The sequence below is a fragment of the Tardiphaga sp. genome (genome assembly GCF_028290495.1).
Lineage (GTDB): Bacteria > Pseudomonadota > Alphaproteobacteria > Rhizobiales > Xanthobacteraceae > Tardiphaga.
On the sequence record NZ_JAQGJT010000036.1, the window covers coordinates 1 to 22610 of the forward strand.

Consider the following 22610-nt stretch of genomic DNA (forward strand, 5'->3'; position numbering starts at 1 on the left):
CTCTCGCCGGCAGCATCACCGGGCGCTTGCGCAACGGCTTCATTCGCGAGCCTTCGGTAGCGGTGGAGATCGAGGCCTACCGGCCGTTCTTCATCCTCGGCGAAGTCGCGGCCCCCGGGCAGTATCCCTACGTGCCGAACATGAGCGTCGAAAGCGCGGTGGCGATCGCCGGAGGCTTCTCGCCGCGCGCGCGCCGCGACGAGGTGATGCTGACGCACACGACCGAGCAGGGCATTTTCCGCGCCCCGGTGCCGCTGGGCACGCCGATCGAGCCCGGCGATACGATCCAGATCGGCGAACGCTGGTTCTGACGATTGGTCATTCCGGGGCGTGCGCAGCGCAAGTTGCGCGCGAACCCGGAACCCCGAAATGTTGTTGAGCACTTCTAGGTTCCGGGTTCGCTCGCCGCTAGCGCCCCGGAATGACATCTTACTCTTGTTGCTCGTGCTTACTTCACCAGATGCTTGGCGAAGAACGCCAGGCTGCGCTGCCGGGCGATATCGGCGCTGGCCTTGTCGTAGCTGGCGCGCTCGTCGCAGCCGAAGCCATGCTGGGCGCCGTCATAGACGAATACTTCCACTTCCGGCCGCTTGGCGCGAATGATTTCGACATCGCTCAAGGGAATGCCGTGGTCCTGCTCGCCGAAATGCAATTGCGTCGGCACCAGTGGCTTGTCGCCGGCAAATTTGACGATGGCGCCGCCGTAATAGCCGATCGCAGCACTCAGGCCGGTGAGTTTGGTCGCCGCAGAGAACGCGACGCTGCCGCCAAGGCAGAAGCCGATGATCCCGATCGGGCCGACATCCTTGACCTCGTCGATCGCGGCCTGGGTATCGCGCAGCATCGCGGCCCAATCCGGATTGGCGACGAATTTGCGCGCGATAGCAATTTCCTCGGGCGAATAACCGGACTGAAAGTTGCGCTCGGTGCGATCGAAGATCGACGGTGCGACCGCGACGTAGCCCTGCACGGCGAAACGATCGCAGATGGTGCGGATGTGATGATTGACGCCAAAGATCTCCTGGATCACGACTACGGCGCCCTTCGGCGTGCCTTCTGGCGTAGTGCGATAGGCGCCAAGTTCAAACTTGTCCGAGGCGGTCAGCGTGATGTCTTGTCCCACGGGTCATCCATTCTTTGTTGGCTGGCGAATTAGCGCTTGATGCGGCAATCGGCCGGGCGACGCAATATGACGGAAAGCAAGATCGTGTAATGTGAACTACTGCCACATCCAGTTGCGGCCCCAGTCGCCTTTCCAGCCCGTCAGTCGCCCCTTGCGAAATTGCAGGAACAGCCGGTCGCGCCGATCGAACAAGCCGCTGCCGCCGACGTCGCGGATCGCCAGATAGATCTCGTTGCCGTGGGGGCCGCTGACAAAGGCCAGCGGCACGCCGAGCGCGCGGGCGGCGTCATCCACGGGCAGGCCGAACGCCAGCGGCGTGTTGTTAGACAACGGTGTGGAAAACGGCGCCGTCGACCATGGACGCAACGGTTGCGCCTGTGCGGCTGCGACCGTGGACCCCGCCAGCAATCCCGCCAGCATAGTACTGACCAATCTTCGCCTCATGTGATCCCCGCCTTGCAGGACTAATGCCGACATCGCGACATCTAACGATATCCATATGATAAAACATTCGCTGCCGCTGACAACCGCACTGCACTGAATTCAGAAAGGTCGCTGCTGCGTCACGAGCAGATGCGCTGATGCGGTGCACCGGAACTCTCGTCGCGTATCGAACGCAGGAAACGCCTGGCGATGCGACAGTGGAACGAGGCTTGTTCCGTTCCGCCTGTCAGGACATCAAGAATTTATCGATGAGCCCGGATCGGCATCTTGCAGGTGCAAGGATAGGTTGGTCCCAGACCGATGCAGCACCCGGCGTGCCGCACCGTTTGCATCGAAGCGGCAAACATCGCAGATGCAGACGTTGGACGTAGACTATAACGCGGTCGCACATTGAAAGTGCGCAGCGCAGCATTTGAGGCGCGCGCACGTGCATCGCGACATATCTTCCGAACTATATATCTCGGATTTTATTTCTGGAGCGATTCCAATTTTTATTGCCTCCAGATTGGATCGCGCCCATTCTCGTGGCCAAGCTCGGCATCGACCCGGTGGGTGTCGAGCGTCCCAAAAGTGAGTTGCCGCCGTAAGCGGTACCGTGCACCGGCAGGGGAAGAAGCGATGCCTAACCTGACTATCAATGGACGGAATATGTCCGTCGATGCGGCCGGCGACACGCCGCTGCTGTGGGTGATCCGCGAACAACTGCAGATGACAGGCACCAAATTCGGCTGCGGCGCCGGCCTGTGCGGCGCGTGCACGGTGCATGTCAACGGCGAGGCCGTGCGTTCGTGCCAGACCGCCATCAGTGACGTCGCCGGCAAGAAAATCACAACCATCGAAGGGCTCAGCGCCAAGGGCGATCATCCGCTACAGAAAGCGTGGATCGCCGAGCAGGTCCCGCAATGCGGCTACTGCCAGTCCGGTCAGATCATGCAGGCGGCTTCGCTGCTGGCCCGGAACAGCAATCCGACCAAGGAAGAAGTGATCGAGCACATGGACGGCAATCTGTGCCGCTGCATGACCTATTCGCGGATTCAGAAGGCTGTGATGCGCGCCGCGTCCGAGATGCGGACCGCGACGGCGGCCAGCGATCGGAGGAACACATGAACAGTCACGTGAAAGTCAACAACGGCGCAACGGCCGATCTTAGCCGACGCTCGTTCCTCGTCGGCAGCGCCGCCACCGGCCTCGTGCTCGGCTACGCCGCGATTCCCGGCTTCGACCAGGCGCTGGCTGCGCCCGGCAATTTCGAACCCAGCGTCTGGTACGCCATCGCGCCGGACGGTCTCGTAACCGTCACTTGCGGCAAAGCGGATATGGGGCAGCACATTGCCTCTACGATGGCGCAGATCGTGGCTGAGGAGCTTGGCTCGTCATGGAAGGACATGCGGGTGCGGCTCGCCTCCAACGATCCGAAATTCAACGACCCCGTTCTCGGCGCGCAGATCACCGGCGGCAGCTGGAGCACGATGATGAATTTCGATGCCATGAGCCGTGCCGGGGCCGCCGGCCGGATGGCGCTGGTCGATGCGGCCGCCGGCATCATGGGCGTGCCGTCTGCCGAACTGACGGTGCGGGAGTCTGTAGTCTCGCACGCGAAATCGAAGAAGTCTCTGAGCTTCGCCGAATTGGTCAAGAGCGGTAAGGCGACCAAGACGTTCACACCGGATGAGCTGAAGGCGATCAAGTTGAAGACACCGGACCAGTACACCCTGATCGGCGTCTCGGTGCCGCAGATCGACATTCCCTCCAAGACCAACGGAACGGCGAAATACGGCATCGATACATTCCTGCCCGGCATGGTCTACGGCAAGCTCGTGATGCCGCCGGTACGCTACGGCGCCACGGTGAAGGCGGTCGATGATGCCGCGGCCAAGAAGGTCCCGGGCTTCATCAAGGCGGTGATCATCGATGACAAGACGGGGTCCACCTCCGGCTGGGTGGTTGCCGTCGCGAACACCTACGTCAATGCCCGAAAGGCGGCGGAGGCGCTCAAGGTGACGTGGGACAATGGGCCGAATGCCAAGGCGTCGAGCGAGTCCCTGCTGACAGAAGCGAAGCGCTTGCAGGGCCTCGATGATTCCGGGCTGTTCTTCGTCAAGACCGGCGATACCGGCGCGGCGCTGGGCTCGGCCGTGAAAGTGGTCGAGGCGGAGTACACGACGAGCATCAACATCCACGCGCCGATGGAACCGATGAACGCCACGGCGCAGTTGCAGGGCGATATCTGGCATCTGTATTCCGGCAACCAGTTCGCGACTCGCACCGGCGGCATTGCCGCCGCAGCGCTCGGTGTTGATCCGAAATTTGTCGTCATGCACCAGCTGTGGCTAGGAGGCGGCTTTGGCCGGCGCCTTGACGCCGACATGATGGTGCCGGCGGTGCTGGCGGCCAAGGCCGTCGGCAAGCCGGTCAAGGTGATCTATTCGCGCGAGGACGATATGACGATGGACTTCTCGCGCCCACTCACTTTCCAGAAGCTCAAGGCAGGGCTCGACGGTGACGGCAAGGTCGTCGCGCTGAATCATGATGTCGTCAGCGCGTGGCCGACCAAACGCTGGGGCATTCCTGATTTCCTGTCGCCTTCGGTCGACAAGAAGGGTGCGCTTGATGCCTTCACGGTCAACGGCGCGGACTTTTTCTATTCGGTACCAAACCACAATGTCCGCGCCATCCTCAACGAGATGGCGCAACAGGCGACGCCGTCCGGGCAGTTGCGTTCGGTGGCGCCCGGCTGGACGTTCTGGGCGGTGGAAAGCATGATCGACGAACTCGCTCATGCTGCCGGAAAGGATCCCGCCCAGTTCCGGATCGCGATGCTCGACGGGGCGGGCGACAATGCCGGCGGCGCGCAGCGGCTGCGCAACACGTTGCTCGCCGCGATGGGGCTGGCTGGTTACGGCACCAGAAAACTGCCCAAAGGCGAGGGCATGGGCGTTGCCTGCGTGTCATCGCAGGAACGCGCGACTGCGAGCTGGACGGCCTGTGTCGCCCATGTCGCCGTCGCCGACTCCGGCGAGGTGAAGGTGAAGAAGCTTACCGTCGCGACCGATGTCGGTACCCAGGTGCATCCCGACAATATCCGCGCCCAGGTAGAAGGCGCGGCGCTGTGGGGGGTGTCGCTGGCGATGTACGAGAAGGCGACGCTGAAGGATGGCGGCATCGAACAGAACAACTTCGATAGCTACACGCCGCTGCGAATGAGCCAGATGCCGGAGGTGGCGATCTCTGTCATTGCCAACGGCGAGAAAGCCACCGGCGTCGGCGAACCCGCTGTCACCGTTGTCGCGCCGGCGCTCGCCAATGCGATCTTCAATGCCGTCGGCGCCCGGGTTCGCTCGCTGCCGATTACCGCCGAGGCCGTCAAGGGCGCGATGAAGGCCTGACGACAACTCAGCCAGACCTGCCGGGCCCAGCCCCGGCAGGTCTGTGATGGGCTCGATGTGCGGCGCGGTTCTTTATCATTTTAATCAAAATTTGGGGACGACGGCAGGCCGGCGTTAGTCGCGTTTGCTTGCGGCATGCGCAAGCGGGGGCGATCACAATGCATTAACAATATACGTTAAGCTTCGGGAACCCCGTCATGGGGTAGCTATGTCCCGCTGCGGTGGGTTGCCGCATGATTGAGGGCATATGACCGCTTCCGTCTCTTCATCGCCGGTGCGCCGCCGGCTGCTGCTGGCATCCGACCGCAGCGATCACAGCGTCGAACTCGCGGAAATCCTGAACAAGGTAGGTGACGTCGAGGTCATCGCTACTGCCGACATTCCGGACCTCCCCGGCGAGATGTCCGGCATCGTCGTCGATATCAACTTGCGCTCCGCCGAAGCCGTGCAGCGCATCCGTAACAAACTGCGCGCGCCGGCCTATGAAGCGGTGCCGCGGTTGTTCGTGCTGGCCGATGCGCTGCATCACGGCGCGATGCAGGCCTGGGCGCTCGGCGCCACGGATACAATCGCTCGGCCGTTCGACGCCAAAGGCGTCATGCAGCGGATTCGCTCCGCTTTCCCCGATCCGCATGACGAGGATTTTTCCGTCAGTGGCAAGGCGCTGACGCGCGGCGTCGAGGCCGCGCACGCGGTGATGGTCAAGATCTTCGAGAAGCTGCCGGCTGGCGAGCCGCTGACCTTCCAGGACGTGATGCAGGCGGAAAACGCCATTTTAAAAGCAATCAAACGCTCGTCGCTGCGCGAATGGCTGGCCACCGTCGGCCGCCACCACCACAACAGCTACCGGCACTGCCTGTTCGTCACCGGCTTCGCGGTCGCCTTCGCACAGCATCTCGGCATGCGCGAGGAGGACCAGCGCCGGCTGACCCGCGCGGCGCTGGTGCACGACGTAGGCAAGGCGTTTACGCCGGTGGCCATTCTCGACAAGCCCGGCAAGCTGACCGAGGACGAGACCGCCGAGATGCGCAAGCATCCGCGGCAGGGCTTCGAGGCGCTGGTCGCGCAGGGCAGCTTTCCCCGCGAGATGCTCGACGTGGTTCTGCATCACCACGAATATCTCGACGGCACCGGCTATCCCGATGGGCTGAAGGGCGACCAGATCAGCGATATCGTCCGCCTGATGACCATCGTCGATATCCACGCCGCTTTGGTCGAGCGCCGCGCCTACCGCATGCCATTCACCCACGCCAAGGCGTTCGAGATCATGGAGCAGATGGGCGACAAGCTCGACCAGCAATTGCTGCAGGTGTTCCGCCCGGTCGCGCTGGGGGCGTACTAATTTAGGCGCTTCTTCCGTTTCCCGGACGCGGTGCAGATCACTGCAGCAGCTTTCTCAGTTCTGCTTTGGCGACCTTCTCCAGCGTTGATCGGGGCATTTCGGCGACGAAGCGGATTTCGCGTGGCACCTTGAAGTCGGCCAGCGCGCGGCGGCAGGCCGCCATGACGCTATCGTGCAAAGCGGCAGTCGCCTGCGCCACATTGGCCTGCGGGATGATGAACACCACCGGCACCTCATCGAGCATCGCGTGTTTCATGCCGACCACCGCGGCCTCACGGACGCCCGGCACGGTGATCACGACCTGCTCGATTTCGGAGGCCGCAACGTTCTCGCCGCCGACCTTCAGCATGTCCTTGGAGCGGTCACCGAACTTCAGGAAGCCGTGGTCGAGCAGCGTGACGCGGTCGCCGGTGAGGAAATAGCCGTGCTCGTCGAAGCTCTCGCGCGTGGCCTTTTCATTGTGCAGGTATTCCTTGAACAGCGACAGGCCGGGCACGCCGAGGAGGGATAGGTTGCCGGTCTCGCCGGGCCGCACCGGCGTGCCGTCGTCATGGGTGACGCGCAAGGTGTATTCGGTCGCGGGGCGGCCGATCGCCATCGGCGTGTTGGGCTGGTCGACCTCGCCGATGATGCCGTGGCTGATGGTCTCGGTCATGCCCCACCAGCCGATGATCGGAATGCCGAAGGCGCGGAACGCCGGCGGATCGCCGAAGGCTGTGCCCCAGAGCCGAAAGCTGTGGTGCTTCGGAATATCGTGCTCAAGCAGTGCCTTCAGGCAGAAGCCGATGGTCGAAAGCCAGGTGGCGCGATGCTCGGCGGCGGCGCTCCAAAACCGCCGCGCTGAGAACCGCGGCTGGATCACGCAGCTGCCGCCGACCCAGAGAGTGGCGAGCACCGAATAGGCCAGCGCATTGGTGTGAAACAGCGGCAGGTAGGCCATGTGCACATCCGACTTGTGCAGGTCCTGATGCGCGGCATTGACCTTGCCGCCCCACAGCGCATTGGCATGGGTCCACAGCACGGCCTTCGGCCGCGATGTCGTGCCCGACGTATATTGTACGCTGCAATGCGCCTGCGGATCGGTGGCGCGGCGCGGCCGGTCGGCGCTATCCGCAAACAGCGCGTCGAAGCGTTCGGCCGCAGCCGGCATGTCGATGGCGGCGGGCTCGGCGCCTGCATCGTGCGAGGTCACGGCGATCCAGCGCAGGCTCTTGCCGTTGGCCGCGACCAGTTCGGCATAAGAGGGCTGGGTGATCGCGGCCACAGCGCCGCAATGCCCGGCGAAATATTCCAGCTCCGCCGCGGCGGACCGGGTGTTGGTGGTGACGGCGATGGCGCCGAGTTCGGCGCAAGCGAACCAGCTCAGCATCGCCTCGATGCAGTTGTCGAGATGGATCAGGATGAAGTCGCCGGGCCGGATGCCGCGCTTTACCAGTCCCGCGGCGAGCGCTCCGACGCGGTCGTGGAATTCGCCGTAGCTCCAATGCCGCGCCGGTGCATCGAACGGTGCCCAGATCAGAAACGGGTGGTCGCGCCGCGTCTCCGCATGCATCCGCAGCAGCCACGGCACATCCATGCCCGTGAAGGGGCCGACCACGCCTGGCGGTGTTGCGGGATGGGGCATGCTTCCTCCGTCGGAAGTCCCCGGGATCCCGCTGTTGCGCGGCGTGGCTTCCGTTTGTTTTCTTGGGCATTCTTTGTGCCACTGGAAAAGGGCAGGTGCAAACCGTGGAGGCTCTTCAGCCCAACTCGTCATCAGCCCATTTCGTAGGAAGAAATTTCGATCAGGCTGCCGTCGGGGTCGCGGCAATAGACCGAGCGCAGCACGCCGCGCGCGCCTTGCTTGGCGGTCGGGCCTTCCTCGATGGCCACGCCGGAGGCGTAAAGATGCGCCACCACCTCGTCCGGCGAGGCCGCCGTGAGGAAACACAGGTCGTCGCTGCCAGCCATCTCATGGGCCGCCGTGAACCACTCTGTTTTGTGGGCATCCACCGGGCGCAAATTGATTTTCTGTGTGCCGAAATTCACCGAGGTGCGCGGCATCTTGCCGTGACCGGGGTCGAATACCCGAATCTCCATGCCGAGCACTTTCTTATACCAGACTGCGGAGCGCCGGACGTCAGCGACGTTGAGGACAAGATGGTCGAGCGCGGTGACGGTGACGGGCATGGCGGGTCCTTGCGGGGTGCGGGGCGACGCCGCACTGGTCGATAGTTGAATTGCTTGGTACAAGTTGGCGTTGTCAATTCAACACATGCTGACCGCGCGACAAGCCGCGGCAGCGGGGAGAAAACATATGACTTCACGTCGTGCCGCGATCGGTTGGATCGCGCTGGGCTTATCTGCATTCAGTTTCATGAGCAGCGCGTCGGCGCTGGATTATCCGACGCGGCCGGTGCGCTTCGTGGTCGGCTATCCCGCCGGTGGCGCCACCGACATTCTCGCCCGGCTGATCGGGCAGCGTCTGTCCGAACGCACCGGGCAGCAGTTCGTGATCGAGAACAAGCCGGGCGCGGGCAACAATATCGGCACCGAGGCTGTCGTTAACGCGGAGCCGGACGGCTACACTATCCTGCTGGTCAATCCGGCGAATTACATCAACGCGACGCTGTATTCCAAGCTCAATTTCAACTTCCTGCGCGACATCGCGCCGGTGGCGGCCTTCAACCGTACCGCCAATGTGATGACCGTCGCCAAGGAAGTGCCGGCGAAGAATGTCGCCGAATTCATTGCCTATGTGAAAGCCAATCCGGGCAAGGTGAACATGGCGTCGTCCGGCAACGGCACCTCGGTGCATCTGTCCGGCGAGATGTTCATGATGATGTCGGGCGCCAAGATGCAGCACATTCCGTATCGCGGCGCCGCGCTGGCGATCACCGATATGCTCGGCGGCCAGGTGCAGGTGATCTTCGACAACATGCCGTCGATCATCCAGCACATCAAGGGAGGCAGCCTGCGCGCGCTGGCCGTGACGACTGCGGAGAAGTCGGAGCTGCTGCCGGACGTGCCGACGCTGGGTGCGACGGTCCCAGGTTACGAGGCCAGCGCGCTGTTCGGGATGGGGGCGCCGAAGAAGACCCCGCCGGAAATCATCGCCAAGCTCAATAGCGAGGTCAACGCCGTGCTGGCGGAGCCCGCGGTTAAGGCGCGGCTGATCGAGCTCGGCGGCGATCCCCTGATCGGGCCGCCGGAAGCCTTCGGCAAGATGATCGCGGATGAAACTGCGAAGTGGGAGAAGGTCGTCCAGGCCGCCGGCGTCAAGATCGACTGAGGACGCAGCCTCTTGCGCGGCTGGCGGCGTTACGCCGCCGGCCGCGTCGCCAGCCAGATCACATGACGCGCGCCGCCGCGGGTGCCGGTGGCGCGGATCTTTATCTCTTCGGCGGCAAAGCCGGCTTTGGCCAGCCGCTTGGTGAACTTGTCGTTGGGAAATGACGACCACACCGCCAGGATGCCGCCGGGACGCAGCGCCGCCCAAGCCGATTGCAGGCCCTTGAGGTCATACAAGGCGTCGTTGGATTTGCGCGTCAGGCCCTCCGGTCCGTTATCGACGTCGAGCAGGATCGCGTCATAGCTATCGCGGACGGCCGCGATGGCCTGCACCACGTCGGCCTCGCGGATTTCGACCCGTGGATCGGCGAGGCAGTCGCCAGACATTTCCGCCATCGGCCCCCGTGCCCAGGCGATGATCGCCGGCACCAGTTCGACCACGGTGACTTCGGCTTGTGGCCCCAGAACCTTGAGGGCGGCGCGCAGCGTAAAACCCATGCCGAGTCCACCAATCAGCAGTTTCGGCGCGGTGAAGGACTTGAGGCGGAAGCAGGTCAGTGTCGCCAGCGCCTCTTCGGAGCCGAACAGGCGGCTGCTCATGAGCTCGTTCTGGCCGAGCTTGATGGTGAATTCGTTGCCACGTTGCATCAGCCGGAGCTGCACGCCACCGCCGGGCACGTCCGCCGTATCGAGGAGTTTCCAGGGAAGCACGGTGGTCCTTTGCGCTCGGCCCGGCGATTCGCCGCAGCCCGCGCCTGCATAGCGCAGATCGTCGGCGCGTGTCTTGCTGGCGGCTTTCTTTTTCCGGTAACCAAGTATGGTAATGCGACTTCAATTCGACTGGCCCATCCTCCCGGAAAGGATGACGCCATGCCAGGGCTGGGCCACCGAAAATCTGACGAGGCTTCCACCCCCCACGGCTTGCGCCGCGCGGCGGCAAAGCTGATCAGTGCCCTTCCGAATGCACCCATTCTCTGGCTTATCATTGCCGGGCTTGTCTCGATCGCTGTGATGGCCGCGGGTGTCCTCATCGCGAATGAAGCGCGCTATCGTTCCCATGATCACGCCGAATGGCGGGAGCGAATTGAGCTTCTGGTGACCGTTGCGGGCCTGGCAACGCTGGTCATCGCCCTGTCGCTGTTATTCGCCGTCAGGGCCTTTGCACGGTTGCACCGGTCGGCCCGACATCATCTCGACACGGCTCTGAACAACATCACGCAGGGCCTGATGCAGTATGACTCGGTCGCGCGGATCGTGTGGTGCAATCAGCGCTATGTCGAAATGTACGGCCTTTCGCTGGACGTGATCAGACCGGGGGCGCTGTTTCGGGACGTCATGGAACATCGGAAAGCGACAGGCTCATTCGCGGGCGATCCCATAAAATTCTGCGCTACCGTTTTGAAGAATGTCAGCGAAAAGCGGCTGACCCATACGGTTCTGGCGACGCCATCGGGCCGCTTGATCCAGATCGTCAACCAGCCGCTGAACGATGGCGGGTGGGTCACCACCCATGAAGACGTGACGGACTTGAAGCGGTCCGAACAGCAGGTGGAGCATCTGGCCCACTATGACGTGCTGACCGGGCTGCCAAACTGTGCGCTGTTCCGGGAAAGACTGGCGGCTGAAATCGGGCGTACGGAGCACGGCGAAAAATTTGCGCTGTTGTACCTCGATATCGACGAATTCAAGGATATCAATGATTCGCTGGGTCATCCGGTGGGCGATGAGTTTCTCAGGCAATTGGCGGAACGGTTGCGGGTCTGCGTCTCCGAGGCGGGCTTCATCGCCAGGCTTGGCGGTGACGAATTCGCGATTATCCAGACCTCGGTTCAGGAGCCGCTGGATGTCGAAGCGCTCGTGAATCGGGTTCACGCCGCCATCCGCGAACCTTTTCACTGCGGCGGTCATCAGCTTTCTGCGGATGCGAGCATCGGCATTGCGATGGCCCCTGCCGACGGCAATGATCTCGACCAACTGATCAAGAATGCTGACCTGGCGATGTATGAGGCCAAGTCATCCGGTCGCCGCGCGTTTCGCTTTTTTGTGCCGCGGATGGACGCTGTCGCCAAGGCTCGCCGTGAAATGGCGATCGATCTGCGGGCCGCGATCAGCAATGGCGAATTCGAGCTGCATTATCAGCCGATCGTCGACATTCGCGACCATACGATCGGCGCCTGCGAGGCGCTGATCCGCTGGAGGCATCCGGAAAAGGGCATGATCTCACCGGTGGACTTCATCCCGGTCGCCGAGGATACCGGCTTGATCAACGAGATCGGCGCGTGGGTCCTGGCGACGGCATGCGAGGAAGCCGCCACGTGGCCGAACCACGTCAAGGTGGCCGTCAACGTCTCTCCGGTGCAGTTCAAATCGCAGACGCTTGCATTGAGGGTGATACAGGCGCTGGCGGCGTCCGGCCTGTCGGCTGGAACTGGAGATTACCGAGGCGGTGCTGATCCGCGACGACGATGTGGCGCTGGCGGTGCTGCACCAGCTGCGCGAGATTGGCGTGCGGATCGCGCTGGATGATTTCGGGACCGGCTTTTCCAGTCTGAGCTACTTGCAGCGCTTTCCGTTCGACAAGATCAAGATCGACCGGTCGTTCATCAAGGACCTCTGCGCGGGCGGCTCTTCCTCGATCGTGCAGGCCGTGGTGACCATTGCCGACGCCCGCAACATGGTGACAACCGCTGAAGGCGTCGAGACGAAGCAGCAGCTTGAGTTGCTGCGCACGCTGGGCTGCACGCAAATCCAGGGCTGGCTTTTCAGCGCCGCCAGGCCGGCGTGGGAAATACGGCCGATGCTTGGCGGCAGGCAAGTTCACAGCACGATGGGCTGATTCATCAGTCCGCCATTCCGGTTCGAGCGATGCGATGACGATCCCCGTCGGGGGGGCTTCTCTCATGGCGGAACCTGCTGGCTTGCTCGACAGATTCCGCTCCATCCGCCGACTGTGTTTGGAGGCGCCACGCGCTATCCAGTTGAGCTGAGGATGCACGTGCTCCAACAAGCCTCTTGCCGCGTCGGCGCGGCAGGGCGATGAGAGGGTGCGGACGGCTGTTGAATGAGATTCGGATTTCCGGGCTGCCCCTGTATACCTGCGGGCGGGTTCGGTCACTGAATTGTCATGCAATGCAGCGAGAGATTGCCCGGAAAACAATTGGTGCCCCATATGGACTATTTCAAACGCTTCAACTTCCTGTTCGCGATGCCGACGTTCGACGCGGACGATCTTGAAGGTGTTCGCCTGAATCAGATCGTCACGGAAATCGAGCGATCCGGTTTTGAGGTCGTCAAGGCGCGCAAGCTGGAAGACGCAGCCATCGCCGTTCAGACCGACGCCGCGATCGGCTGCATGGTCGTCGATTGGGGCAAGAAGGGGCTGGAAGGCAAGACGGCGGCACTGATCAACCTGATGCGTAGCCGCGGGCTGGACTTCCCGATCATCCTGTTGATTCGCCGCAAGCGGTTCGAGGATGTGCCGGTCGAGGTGCTCGACTTTATCGACGGCTACATCTTCCTGTCGGAAGAAACGCCGCCCTTCATCGCGAAGAATCTCGTCAGCCGCCTCAAGCAATATGCCGAGACGCTGAAGACGCCGTTCTTCGGCGCGCTGGTCGACTATGCCGAGGAAGGCAACCAGCTATGGACCTGCCCGGGTCACAATGGCGGTGTGTTCTACAGCCGCAGTCCGATCGGGCGGGTATTCATGGAGCATCTCGGCGAGGCAGTGTTCCGCGACGACCTCGACAATTCGGTTCTCGATCTCGGCGACCTTTTGACCCATGAAGGCCCTGCGCTGCAGGCGCAGAAAGAGGCCGCGCAGATTTTCGGCGCGGAGAAAACCTATTTCGTGCTCAACGGGACCTCGACCTCAAACAAGGTCGCACTGTCGGCGCTGGTGACCGATGGCGACCTGGTGCTGTTCGATCGCAACAACCACAAGGCCGCGCTGCATGGCGCACTGATGATATCGGGCGGCGTTCCGATCTATGTGCCCACCGTGCGCAATCCCTGGGGCCTGATCGGCCCGATGAACTGGGAGGCTTTTGAGGAAGGTGCGCTGCGCGAGCGCATCCGCGCCAATCCGCTGGTGACCGATCCGGAAGCCTGGCGCCGGCCGCGCCCGTTCCGCGTCGCGGTGATCGAACAATGCACCTATGACGGCACCATCTACAGCGCCGAGATGATCATCAAGCGCATCGGCCACCTCTGCGATTACATCCTGTTCGACGAAGCCTGGGCCGGCTTCATGAAGTTCCACCCGCTCTATGCCGGCCGCTTTGCCATGGGGCTCGGCGAACTCGGGCCGGACTCGCCGGGCATCATCGCGACCCAGTCGACGCACAAGCAGCTGGCGAGCTTCTCGCAGGCGTCGCAGATCCACATGAAGGACCGCCATATCCGCGGCCAGAAGCGTCGCGTGGAACACCGGCGCTTCAACGAGAGCTTCATGCAGCACGCCTCGACGTCGCCGTTCTATCCGCTGTTCGCCTCGCTCGATGTCGGCGCGCAGATGATGAAGGGCCGTTCGGGCGTCGTGTTGTGGGATGATACGATCCGGCTCGGCATCGAGCTGCGCAAGAAGATCCGCGCCGTCCGCCGCGAGTTCGAGGAAAAGGAGACGCGTCCGGAGCGGCGCTGGTTCTTCGAGCCCTTCGTGCCCGAGCGCGTTGAAATTCCGGACGCCTCGCGCGAAGGCGGCGTGCACAATGTGCCGTGGGAGAGCATCAGCACCGACCAGCTCGCCAAGGATCCTTCGTACTGGCAACTGGCGCCGGATGCTGCCTGGCACGGCTTCCCGGGGATGACCGCCGGATTTGCGATGACCGACCCGAACAAGCTGACGCTGCTGACGCCGGGCTTTGACCGCGCCACGGGCGGCTACACCGAACACGGCATCCCCGCGCCGGTGGTCGCGCAGTTTCTGCGCGAGAACCGTATCGTGCCGGAAAAGAACGACCTCAATTCGCTGCTCTTTTTGCTGACGCCGGGCGTCGAGGCCAGCAAGGCCGGCACGCTGATATCGGGCCTTGTCGCCTTCAAGAAATTGCACGACGAGAACGCGCTGCTCGAAGATGCCATCCCGGAATTCGCGCGGCGCCGGCCGGCACGCTATGCCGGCGTCCGGTTGCGCGATCTGTGCGGCGAGATGCATCGCTTCTTCCGCAAGGCCGATGTCAGCGCGCTGCAGGCGAAGCAATTTCTGTCGGAGCACCTGCCGGACATCGCAATGTCCCCGCACGACGCAGCGCGCGTGCTGGTGCGTAACGATGTCGATTACTTGCCGATCGACGAGATCGCCGGCCGCATCGCGACCACGCCCTTTGTGGTCTATCCGCCCGGCATCGCCACCATCGTGCCCGGCGAGCGGCTCAGCGAACGCGCGCAGCCGATGCTCGATTACCTCAAGATGTTCCAGGCCTGCTTCAACACCTTCCCCGGCTTCGAGGTCGAGATTCAGGGCGTCTACCGCAAGGTCGATGCCAATGGGCTGATCCGGCTTTACACCTACGTGGTCAGCGAATAGCGAAGCGCCTATGGAAGTCCGAATCCCGAGCGAGTACGACCTTCCGATCGTCGTGCGGCCATCGCGCGACAGCGATGTCGAACCGATGCTGGCGATCTATCGTCGCCACATCCGTCTGGGTATCGACGAAGGCGTCAGCGATGCCGAGACGCCGCAGGCGGACGATCTGCGCGACCGCCGCAAGAACCTGCGCAGCCGCCGCTTCCCGCACCTCGTGGCGACGCGGGACGGCGAAGTCGTCGGCTATGCCTATGTTGTGCTGTTCCGCAAACGGCCGGCCTACCGCTACACGGTGAAGCACTCGATCTATATCCATCACGACCACGTCGGGCGGGGCATTGGGCAGCGCCTGATGCGCGAGCTGATCGATGTCTGCGCCGCGGCAGGCTTCCGGCAGATCATCGGTTATATCGACGCCGACAACGCCGCCTCGCTCGGACTGCACGACAAGTTCGGATTCGCCAGGGTCGGCTTTCTGCCGGGCGTGGCCTTTCGGCACGGCCGCTGGGCCGACACCATCATGGTGCAGCGCTCGCTCGCCACCGGCTCGAAGACGGCGCCGTGAAGGCCCGGCGCTTTTCCCGAGAAGGCCGAGCGCAGTTCGCGAACGGCTAAATTACGGATTTAAATGGCGCGCCAATTCGGTACAGAACCGGCACGCCAAAACCCGCCGTTTTTGCGTTTGAAGCGGCGACGAGCGTGCGCAGCAGTTCGCTTCTCGAACCCATGATGCGAAGTTCTTGCGCGTCGACTTCGACTCGTTGGGCGAGCGCGCGGTGTGGTTTGCGATGATTTTACGTGCCGGTCAGTTTCCGAGGCGTCGGCTCGTTCGCGACAATCTCCGAAATGATCTTGATGAAGGCCGCCATCGCGGGCGATGGCGTACGATGACGCTGGGTGATGATGCCGAATTCGATGTCGATCGGCGTTGGATTCATCACAAGGTGAGCGAGTTCGCCTCGGTGCCAATAGGGTTCCAGTAGCGGGATCGGCGCCCAGCTGATCGCGTCGCTGGCGATCACGGCCTCGCGCATGGCAGCAAAACTCTCGACCCAAATTCGCGGGACGAAGCCGCCGGACTTCGGCACGGTCAACGCGCGATTGTCACCGACGCTGTCCATGACGTCAGACGAGTAGTGTGACGGACGAGGGCCGGCCAGCGGATAGTCCGCAAGATCCGTCTCTCCGATCACGTTGCGTCGCAGCAGGGGATGACCGGGCCGGCAGAACAACGCCACGTTGACGGTGATCAGCTTTTCGAAGGCGAGCTCATCGAGCCCTCGCACTTCGACGAGGTCGCCAACCGCAATGTCGGCAGTGCTGTTCAGGACGTCTTTCACGGCGCGGCGGCTTTCGCTTGAGCGCAGGCGGCAGCGGACGTTCGGAAATTCCATGGCGAGCCGTCCGAGCGCCTGAGGCACCCAAAGCTCCGACGGAAAGGTCCCGGCAACGATTGTCAGCTCACCGACCTCGAGTCCCTTCGCCAGACGGATCTCGCGGTTGAGGTTGTCCATGCTGCGCGCGACCGGCTGGCCCCACTCCAGCAGAATTTTGCCAAACATCGTCGGCTCGGGAGCGCCCGTCCCGCGGTCAAACAGCCGGGCGTCCAGTTCCGCCTCAAGCGCCTGGAGTGCGCGCGTGAGGGCGGATTGGGTGATGCCCAGCGCTTCGGCCGCGCGCCCGAAATGGCGATGGCGCTCCAGCGTTGCGACGATCTCGATATGCCTCAGCGTAATCACAATGCATTTTTCTCATTGATAATTGAGTTCCATGAATTTGACACATAGTTCGGCGGTTTGCCATCCCTTGGGAGGGGCGACGGCGCGATTCGCGTCCGCGTGTTGTGAGGAGCTGAAATCGTTTCGCCGGATTTGGTGGAGCGACGTCAAGCAGTTAAGGGGCGTGCGTTGGCTTTTGTGAATCATCTGGTGTGTTCGGATACTGATTGTTGCAGCGGAAGGTCCGCGTCTGCGAAGGCCCCCAGCAGGACGATGCGCCGCGCGCTGCGCCGGTATTGGCTTTCTGGCGCCGCGCTAATGGCACTCACGGCGCCGGCATTCGCCGGGGGCGGCGCATCGGGAGTCTCGGACAGAAACGGAGACGGAGTTTTTCTGGATGGTGCGAGGGGAGGCAGCGACCAGACAAGCCCCGGAGTGAGCGGAGACGACGGCGAAGGCGGTCCGGATTGCTGCGGCGGCGGCGGCGGCGGCGCTGGAGCGACCGGCGGGCAAGGCGGCACGACCGCCGACGGCACGCCGGGAGGAGCGGGAGGTCCTGCTCCTGGAGCTAACGGCAGTGATGGCACGACAGACAACGATGGTTCTGGAAGCGGTGGTGGTGGCGGCGGGCATGGCTTTGTCGGCAGCGTCTTGCCGACATCGGCTGTCAAGGGCGGCGATGGCGGCAACGGAGGCTTGGCCAATGCAGGTCCATCCTGGGTTAGACCTACCGCCGGGGGCGGCGGGGCCGGTGGCTATGGCGCCGTCGTCGTCGGATCTGGTTCGTACCTGACGGACACGTTGTCGGTCGGTGTGACGGGCGGCAATGGTGGTGCTGGCGGTGACGGTTACTTCGGCGCGCCCTTGAGCGGTGGCAGCGGCGGCAGCGGCGGCATTGGAGTGTTCTTCGCGAACAGTGCCGACCGTCCGCAGTTCATGATCGACGGTGCGGTAACCGGCGGCAACGGCGGTGCTGGAGGCGCGTTTGCCGGCAACGGTGGAAACGGCGGTGTCGGGCTGTATTTCTCGAACACCTCATACTTTCCCGCGCAGTTGATGATCAGCGGCACGGTATTGGGCGGCAACGGCGGTGCTGCAGGCTCGAATGGCGGCGTCGCGGGTCTCGGCGGGGCTGGCCTGGAGGGCGCGTCGATGGACGTCACGATGCTCGCGGGCGGCGGTATCGCCGGCGGCATGAACGGCGATTCCACGACACGGGCGAACGCCATCAACTTCACGGCTGGCCGGAATGCTTTGCGCTTTACCGGCCCGATGTCGCAATTGTCCGGCAACATCAATGTCGGGAGTGGCGCAGATTTGTGGCTGTATGGTGCACCCGGCCTGTCGGGCGGTACGGATATCCGTAACGTCATCACCGGAAGCGGAACAATCAGCAAATACGGGGCAGACGCGATCATCTTCACCGCCGCCAATACCTATTCCGGCGGTACGGTCATGTACGACGGCACGCTGAAGCTTTCCGGTGCCGGCACGCTGGGAGATGCAACCAGTACGACGACCGTCTTTGGTGGCACGCTGGATCTCGGCACCACTACCCAGACGCAATCCAGCGTGAATCTCTACGGCGGCACGATTCAGAACGGTGGTCTGAACGCCTCGATCTTCGCAAACGGCGGCACCATCAAGGATCTCGGCGGCACCGCCAGCCTGACCACGATGGATGGCACGACGACGCTGCTGGGCACGAACAGCTATAGCGGCGACACCATCGTGTACGGCGGCACGCTCGATGTGCGGGGAACGATCACTGGCACCTCGTCGGTGGGCGTGTACGATGGCGCCACGCTGACGGGAACCGGCATTATCGATCCGCCTTTCGTCACAATTTACAGCGGCGGCACTTTCAAGCCCGGTGATGGCACGGCGGGTAGCTTTACAACTATCGAAGGCTCGCTCGCGTTCCAGTCCGGCGCCATCTACAGCGTGATGATCGATCCATCGACGGCATCCTTTGCCAAGGTGATCGCTGGACACACTTCGCCCGGCATCGTGACGATCGACAGCGGCGCGACGGTGAATGCCGTGTTCGCCAACGGCAGCTATATCAACAAGCGCTACACGATCCTGACCACGACCGATGGCCGATCGGGGACCTTCGATCCGACGGTGATAGCCACCAACCTGCCGGCGAACTTCCATACCACGCTCAGTTATGACGCCAACAACGTCTATCTCGGTCTGGCGCTGAACTTCGTCCCGCCTCCCGGAAGTGGTCTCAACCGCAATCAGCAGGCGGTCGGTAATGCGCTCGTCAATTCCTTCAACACCAACGGAGGCATTCCGATGGCCTTTGGCGGGATGACGGCGGCGGCGCTGACGCTGGCCTCCGGCGAAGTTGCGACAGGCGCGCAACAGGGCGGCGTGCAGTTGATGAACCTGTATCTGTCGGTGCTGACCGATCCGACTGCGGGCAGTCGCGGCGGCGTCGATGGCGGCAATGGCGGTGTGATGGGATATGCGCCGGAGCGCTCCGTCGCGACTGCAAACCTGCCGCCCTCGATCGCATCGGCTTACGCCATGACGTCCAAGGCGCCGTCGCAGCAGGCGAACGCCACGTCGCGGTGGAATGTCTGGGGGGCTGCCTTCGGGGGCAGCAACAAGACCAGCGGTGATGCCGTCACCGTCGGCAGCCATGATGTTCGGTCCAATGCCGGTGGCGTTGCCGCGGGCGCCGATTATCGCCTCTCATCCGACACGCGGCTTGGCTTCTCGCTGGCCGGTGGCGCGACGGCATGGTCGCTGGCGGGCGGTCTTGGCAATGGCCGCAGCGATGTGTTCCTGGCAGGTCTGTATGGCACGCACAATTTCGGCGCGGCCTACGTCTCGGGCGCTGCGTCCTACGGCAATTACTGGACCTCGGCCTCCCGCACCGTGACTGTTGCAGGCACCGACACGTTGCAGGCAGATTTTAACGCCCAGAATTTCGGCGGGCGCGTCGAAGGCGGCTACCGCATCGCGATTCCTGTGGCGGTCAACGTAACCCCGTATGCGGCGGTCCAGGTGCAGGGCTTCCGAACACCGTCCTACGGCGAAACCGCAATCGCAGGTTCTGCGCAGTTCGCACTCAACTACGAGGCACGCACGGCAACGGCCGTGCGCACCGAACTGGGTGGCCGGATCGACAAGACCTGGCTCGCAGCCGGCGGCAGCGTGTTCAGCGTGTTCGGCAAGGCCGCATGGGCGCATGACGAGGTCAGCGACCCGCGGCTGAACGTCAGTTTCATCAGCCTTCCGATGGCGAGTTTCGCGGTCAACGGCGCAACGCCGGCTCGCGATCTTGCTCTGACGACGGCGGGCGTGGAATGGCGGTTCGGCAACGGCATCTCGGTGATGGCGAAGTTCGAGGGCGAGTTCGCTGAACGCTCGCAGACCTACGCTGGCACCGCGCGGCTACGCTACGCGTGGTGAAGTCCGCGCCGTAGTTGTCGCGTGACGCGATTCGCGTCGGTCTTCGTCGGCTATTTTACGTGTTGAACTTCGGGCCGATCGACATTTGGGATTCCCAAATGTGTTGATGTCCGATTCATAAAGTTCCGTGTTTTGCATGGAGCATATGATGGGCATCAAGCGGTATGAGTTGAGCGAAGCACAGTGGCTGAGGATTGAGGCCCAGCTTCCGGGCAAGGTGGGTGACCGGGGCCGCACGGGCTCGGATATGCCCCCTGCCTGTCCTTGATCAAACCCACAGGCGCTCGCACCAATATGCTCCCGCGCTGCTACCACCAGTGCAGCAGGCAAAGCCATGATTTGCATGAAGTTATTGGGTTTCATGGGAAATCTGAGAGCTGGCGCGTCATTCAGAACAAAACTGCGAACTCGTATGTGATTGAAATGCATATATAATTTATCGCTTGAATGCGGCCGCCGAAGCAGGGCAGGCGGAGCCCCGGTTCGGCTGCTTGCCAAGGGAATGTCAGATGCTAGGCTGAACGATGCTCCGATCCATTCAGACGCTTCGCGACACGTCGGCGGATGCCCGGATCATCGCGGCCGATGGCGATCAGCTCGCCTTAGTCGGCGGCGGTGACGACTACTACATGCCGTGGCATTGGCATGACTGCCTGATGATCCTGCTGCCCCGCGTGGGCGCGGTCGACTTTCGTGACGAGACCCGAAAGACCGGCACCTGGTTGAGCGAAGACCGCTTCGTCGTCGTGCCCAAGACCCTGTCTCACCAGACGGCTGCCCGCCGCACCGGCCACGACCATCTGGCCATCTATGCCACTGACGACCAATTGGCCGGAATCGAGGCGCGCCTCGGCTCCCTGAGTCGGGTCCGGGCCAAGCTCGGCGCCCCCACGTTCTTCGCGATATCGTCCGAGATGCGGTCTCTTCTCGCCCTCTGCCAGGCCTCTGAACAATCCGATCTGGCGACGCTGTCGGCTCGGGGGCATCTGGTGGCCGCATTGCTCATCAACTGCCTGAGCCAAGTCGAACGCGGCGAGCAACTCTCGGCATCCACGCCGGGAACGCATGGCGGCGCGCTCGTCTCCAATGTGAAATCTTACATCTCGAACAGCGTCTCGACCGACCTCTCTCTCGATCTGATCGCCGACGTCTTCGGCCTGTCCCGACGCCATATCACCCGTCTTTTTCGCGAGAAGACCGGCATGACGATCGGTGAATACCATGAGCGCGAACGGATCGGCCGCGCGCGCGAGCTGCTGAGCACAACCGATCTGCCCGTCGGCGAGGTCGCCTGGCGGGTCGGCCTGGAATCCGGCTCGGCCCTCGCCCGGATGATGCGGCGCGTAGCCGGGATCACGCCGACCGACGCGCGCAGAATGGCCCGATCCGACAAGCATTAAGGCCCGTCGGGTCGCGCGAATAGACCGATCCTGTCTTTACTCTCCTGCGACGGGCAGGAGAGTAAAGATGACCGATATCAAGTTAGTGAACGTCTTCACGCACAACGGTGCCGGCGGTAATCCCTGCCCCATCGTCGTTGATGCCGCAGCACTCTCCGAAGCCGACATGCAGGGCATCGCCGCCGATTACGGGCATGAATCCGGCTTCGTCATGCCGGCCAGGAGTGGCGATGCCGACTACATCTTCCGCTTCTGGGTTCCCCGCCATGAAATGGAGATGTGTGGTCACGCCACGATCGGCGCGCTGTGGACGCTGGCGACGACCGGGCGACTGCGGTCCGGACAGGTCCGCATCGACACCCGCAGCGGGCCGGTGACTGGCTTCGTCGACATGGCCCGGTCCGAGGACCCTTATGTTGAAATCACCCAACCCGTCGGCAAGGTCGTCGACCTCACGCGAGAACAGGAAAATTCAGTTCTGACGGCACTTCGCATCTCCCGCGAAGACCTGCTCGATCTTCCGCTCCAGAATGCCGTCACATCGCGCGTGAAGACCCTCATCCCGATGAAGAGCGTCGATCGGTTGAACGAGCTTCAAACGTCCATGCCGACGACTGAAAAATGCTGCGATAGCATCGGGTCGACAGGCCTCTATCCCTATGCTGTCGAGAGCCAGACCGAACGCCGTTTCGAAGCCAGGCAATTTCCCAAGTCGTCCGGCTATCCGGAAGACGCCGCAACGGGCATCGCGGCGGCAGCTCTTGCATTCGGCCTGTTGAAGAACGGCCTCGTCAAAGCCGACAGCGGACGCATCACCGTGCTGCAAGGCCGGAACCTCGGGGCCCTGTCCGAGATCGGGGTCCGTCTGGGCTTCGCCGGCGAGACGCCCGTCGGCTGCCTCGTCGGAGGGACGACCAAGTTCGTCGGGTCCAAACAGCATTAACTCCACGGCCGCCGGTTCGCCGGCGCCG

At 63.0% G+C, this 22610-nt stretch carries 16 protein-coding genes and 2 pseudogenes; 12 read left to right on the top strand and 6 right to left on the bottom strand.

From position 1 onward, the window contains the following. Positions 1–311, top strand: a 311-nt coding sequence (locus tag JWQ24_RS06305) for an SLBB domain-containing protein (RefSeq protein ID WP_299805745.1), incomplete at its 5' end; no start/stop codon positions are given. A 137-nt stretch (positions 312–448) separates the two neighbouring features. Here the strand turns inward: JWQ24_RS06305 and JWQ24_RS06310 are convergent. Then, on the bottom strand, positions 449–1123 hold the full coding sequence (locus JWQ24_RS06310; protein ID WP_299805748.1) for a dienelactone hydrolase family protein: 675 nt from the start codon (positions 1121–1123) through the stop codon (positions 449–451). A gap of 96 nt (positions 1124–1219) precedes the next feature. Then, positions 1220–1567: a hypothetical protein gene (locus JWQ24_RS06315; protein WP_299805751.1), complete on the bottom strand. Its 348-nt coding sequence runs from the start codon at positions 1565–1567 to the stop codon at positions 1220–1222. A 618-nt stretch (positions 1568–2185) separates the two neighbouring features. Here JWQ24_RS06315 and JWQ24_RS06320 point away from each other — a divergent pair. The 3 genes from JWQ24_RS06320 to JWQ24_RS06330 all read left to right on the top strand — a co-directional run bounded on the left by JWQ24_RS06320 (position 2186) and on the right by JWQ24_RS06330 (position 6295). Next, on the top strand, positions 2186–2674 hold the full coding sequence (locus JWQ24_RS06320) for a (2Fe-2S)-binding protein (RefSeq protein WP_299805753.1): 489 nt from the start codon (positions 2186–2188) through the stop codon (positions 2672–2674). Continuing rightward, positions 2671–4953, top strand: a complete 2283-nt coding sequence (locus tag JWQ24_RS06325; RefSeq protein ID WP_299805755.1) for a molybdopterin cofactor-binding domain-containing protein — start codon at positions 2671–2673, stop codon at positions 4951–4953. The genes JWQ24_RS06320 and JWQ24_RS06325 overlap by 4 nt, the downstream gene beginning before the upstream one ends. Before the next feature lie 247 nt (positions 4954–5200). Next, on the top strand, positions 5201–6295 hold the full coding sequence (locus tag JWQ24_RS06330; RefSeq protein WP_299805758.1) for an HD domain-containing phosphohydrolase: 1095 nt from the start codon (positions 5201–5203) through the stop codon (positions 6293–6295). A gap of 37 nt (positions 6296–6332) precedes the next feature. On the opposite strand, the gene JWQ24_RS06335 is transcribed toward JWQ24_RS06330, so the two are convergent. Continuing rightward, entirely contained in the window at positions 6333–7919 is a 1587-nt protein-coding gene (locus JWQ24_RS06335) for an AMP-binding protein (protein WP_299805760.1), read from the bottom strand. Positions 7920–8050: 131 nt separating this feature from the next. Then, complete coding sequence (locus JWQ24_RS06340) at positions 8051–8464, bottom strand: VOC family protein (protein ID WP_299805762.1); 414 nt, start codon at positions 8462–8464, stop codon at positions 8051–8053. 127 nt (positions 8465–8591) lie between these two features. On the opposite strand from JWQ24_RS06340, the gene JWQ24_RS06345 reads away from it, so the two are divergent. Further along, positions 8592–9566, top strand: coding sequence for a tripartite tricarboxylate transporter substrate binding protein (locus JWQ24_RS06345; protein ID WP_299805765.1), 975 nt, complete (start codon positions 8592–8594; stop codon positions 9564–9566). Between the two features lie 29 nt (positions 9567–9595). Here JWQ24_RS06345 and JWQ24_RS06350 read toward each other — a convergent pair whose 3' ends face one another. Further along, a complete protein-coding gene (locus JWQ24_RS06350; protein WP_299805769.1) occupies positions 9596–10276 on the bottom strand; it encodes a spermidine synthase in 681 nt (226 codons plus the stop codon). Positions 10277–10792: 516 nt separating this feature from the next. On the opposite strand from JWQ24_RS06350, the pseudogene JWQ24_RS06355 reads away from it, so the two are divergent. The 3 genes and pseudogenes from JWQ24_RS06355 (at position 10793) to JWQ24_RS06365 (ending at position 15657) form a co-directional block, all read left to right on the top strand. Next, a pseudogene (locus JWQ24_RS06355) lies at positions 10793–12401 on the top strand (EAL domain-containing protein). Positions 12402–12734: 333 nt separating this feature from the next. Further along, positions 12735–15092, top strand: a complete 2358-nt coding sequence (locus JWQ24_RS06360) for an Orn/Lys/Arg decarboxylase N-terminal domain-containing protein (RefSeq protein WP_299805772.1) — start codon at positions 12735–12737, stop codon at positions 15090–15092. A 10-nt stretch (positions 15093–15102) separates the two neighbouring features. Beyond that, complete coding sequence (locus JWQ24_RS06365; RefSeq protein ID WP_299805775.1) at positions 15103–15657, top strand: GNAT family N-acetyltransferase; 555 nt, start codon at positions 15103–15105, stop codon at positions 15655–15657. A 229-nt stretch (positions 15658–15886) separates the two neighbouring features. Here JWQ24_RS06365 and JWQ24_RS06370 read toward each other — a convergent pair whose 3' ends face one another. Beyond that, complete coding sequence (locus JWQ24_RS06370) at positions 15887–16831, bottom strand: LysR family transcriptional regulator (RefSeq protein WP_299805778.1); 945 nt, start codon at positions 16829–16831, stop codon at positions 15887–15889. Between the two features lie 414 nt (positions 16832–17245). Between JWQ24_RS06370 and JWQ24_RS06375 the strand changes: the two genes are divergently transcribed. The 4 genes and pseudogenes from JWQ24_RS06375 to JWQ24_RS06390 all read left to right on the top strand — a co-directional run bounded on the left by JWQ24_RS06375 (position 17246) and on the right by JWQ24_RS06390 (position 22582). After that, positions 17246–20239, top strand: coding sequence for an autotransporter outer membrane beta-barrel domain-containing protein (locus tag JWQ24_RS06375; RefSeq protein ID WP_299805780.1), 2994 nt, complete (start codon positions 17246–17248; stop codon positions 20237–20239). A gap of 154 nt (positions 20240–20393) precedes the next feature. Further along, a pseudogene (locus tag JWQ24_RS06380) lies at positions 20394–20486 on the top strand (IS5/IS1182 family transposase); the annotation flags it as partial. A 277-nt stretch (positions 20487–20763) separates the two neighbouring features. Next, on the top strand, positions 20764–21639 hold the full coding sequence (locus tag JWQ24_RS06385) for an AraC family transcriptional regulator (RefSeq protein WP_299805783.1): 876 nt from the start codon (positions 20764–20766) through the stop codon (positions 21637–21639). 67 nt (positions 21640–21706) lie between these two features. After that, positions 21707–22582, top strand: a complete 876-nt coding sequence (locus JWQ24_RS06390) for a PhzF family phenazine biosynthesis isomerase (protein WP_299805786.1) — start codon at positions 21707–21709, stop codon at positions 22580–22582. Positions 22583–22610: the final 28 nt, after the last annotated feature.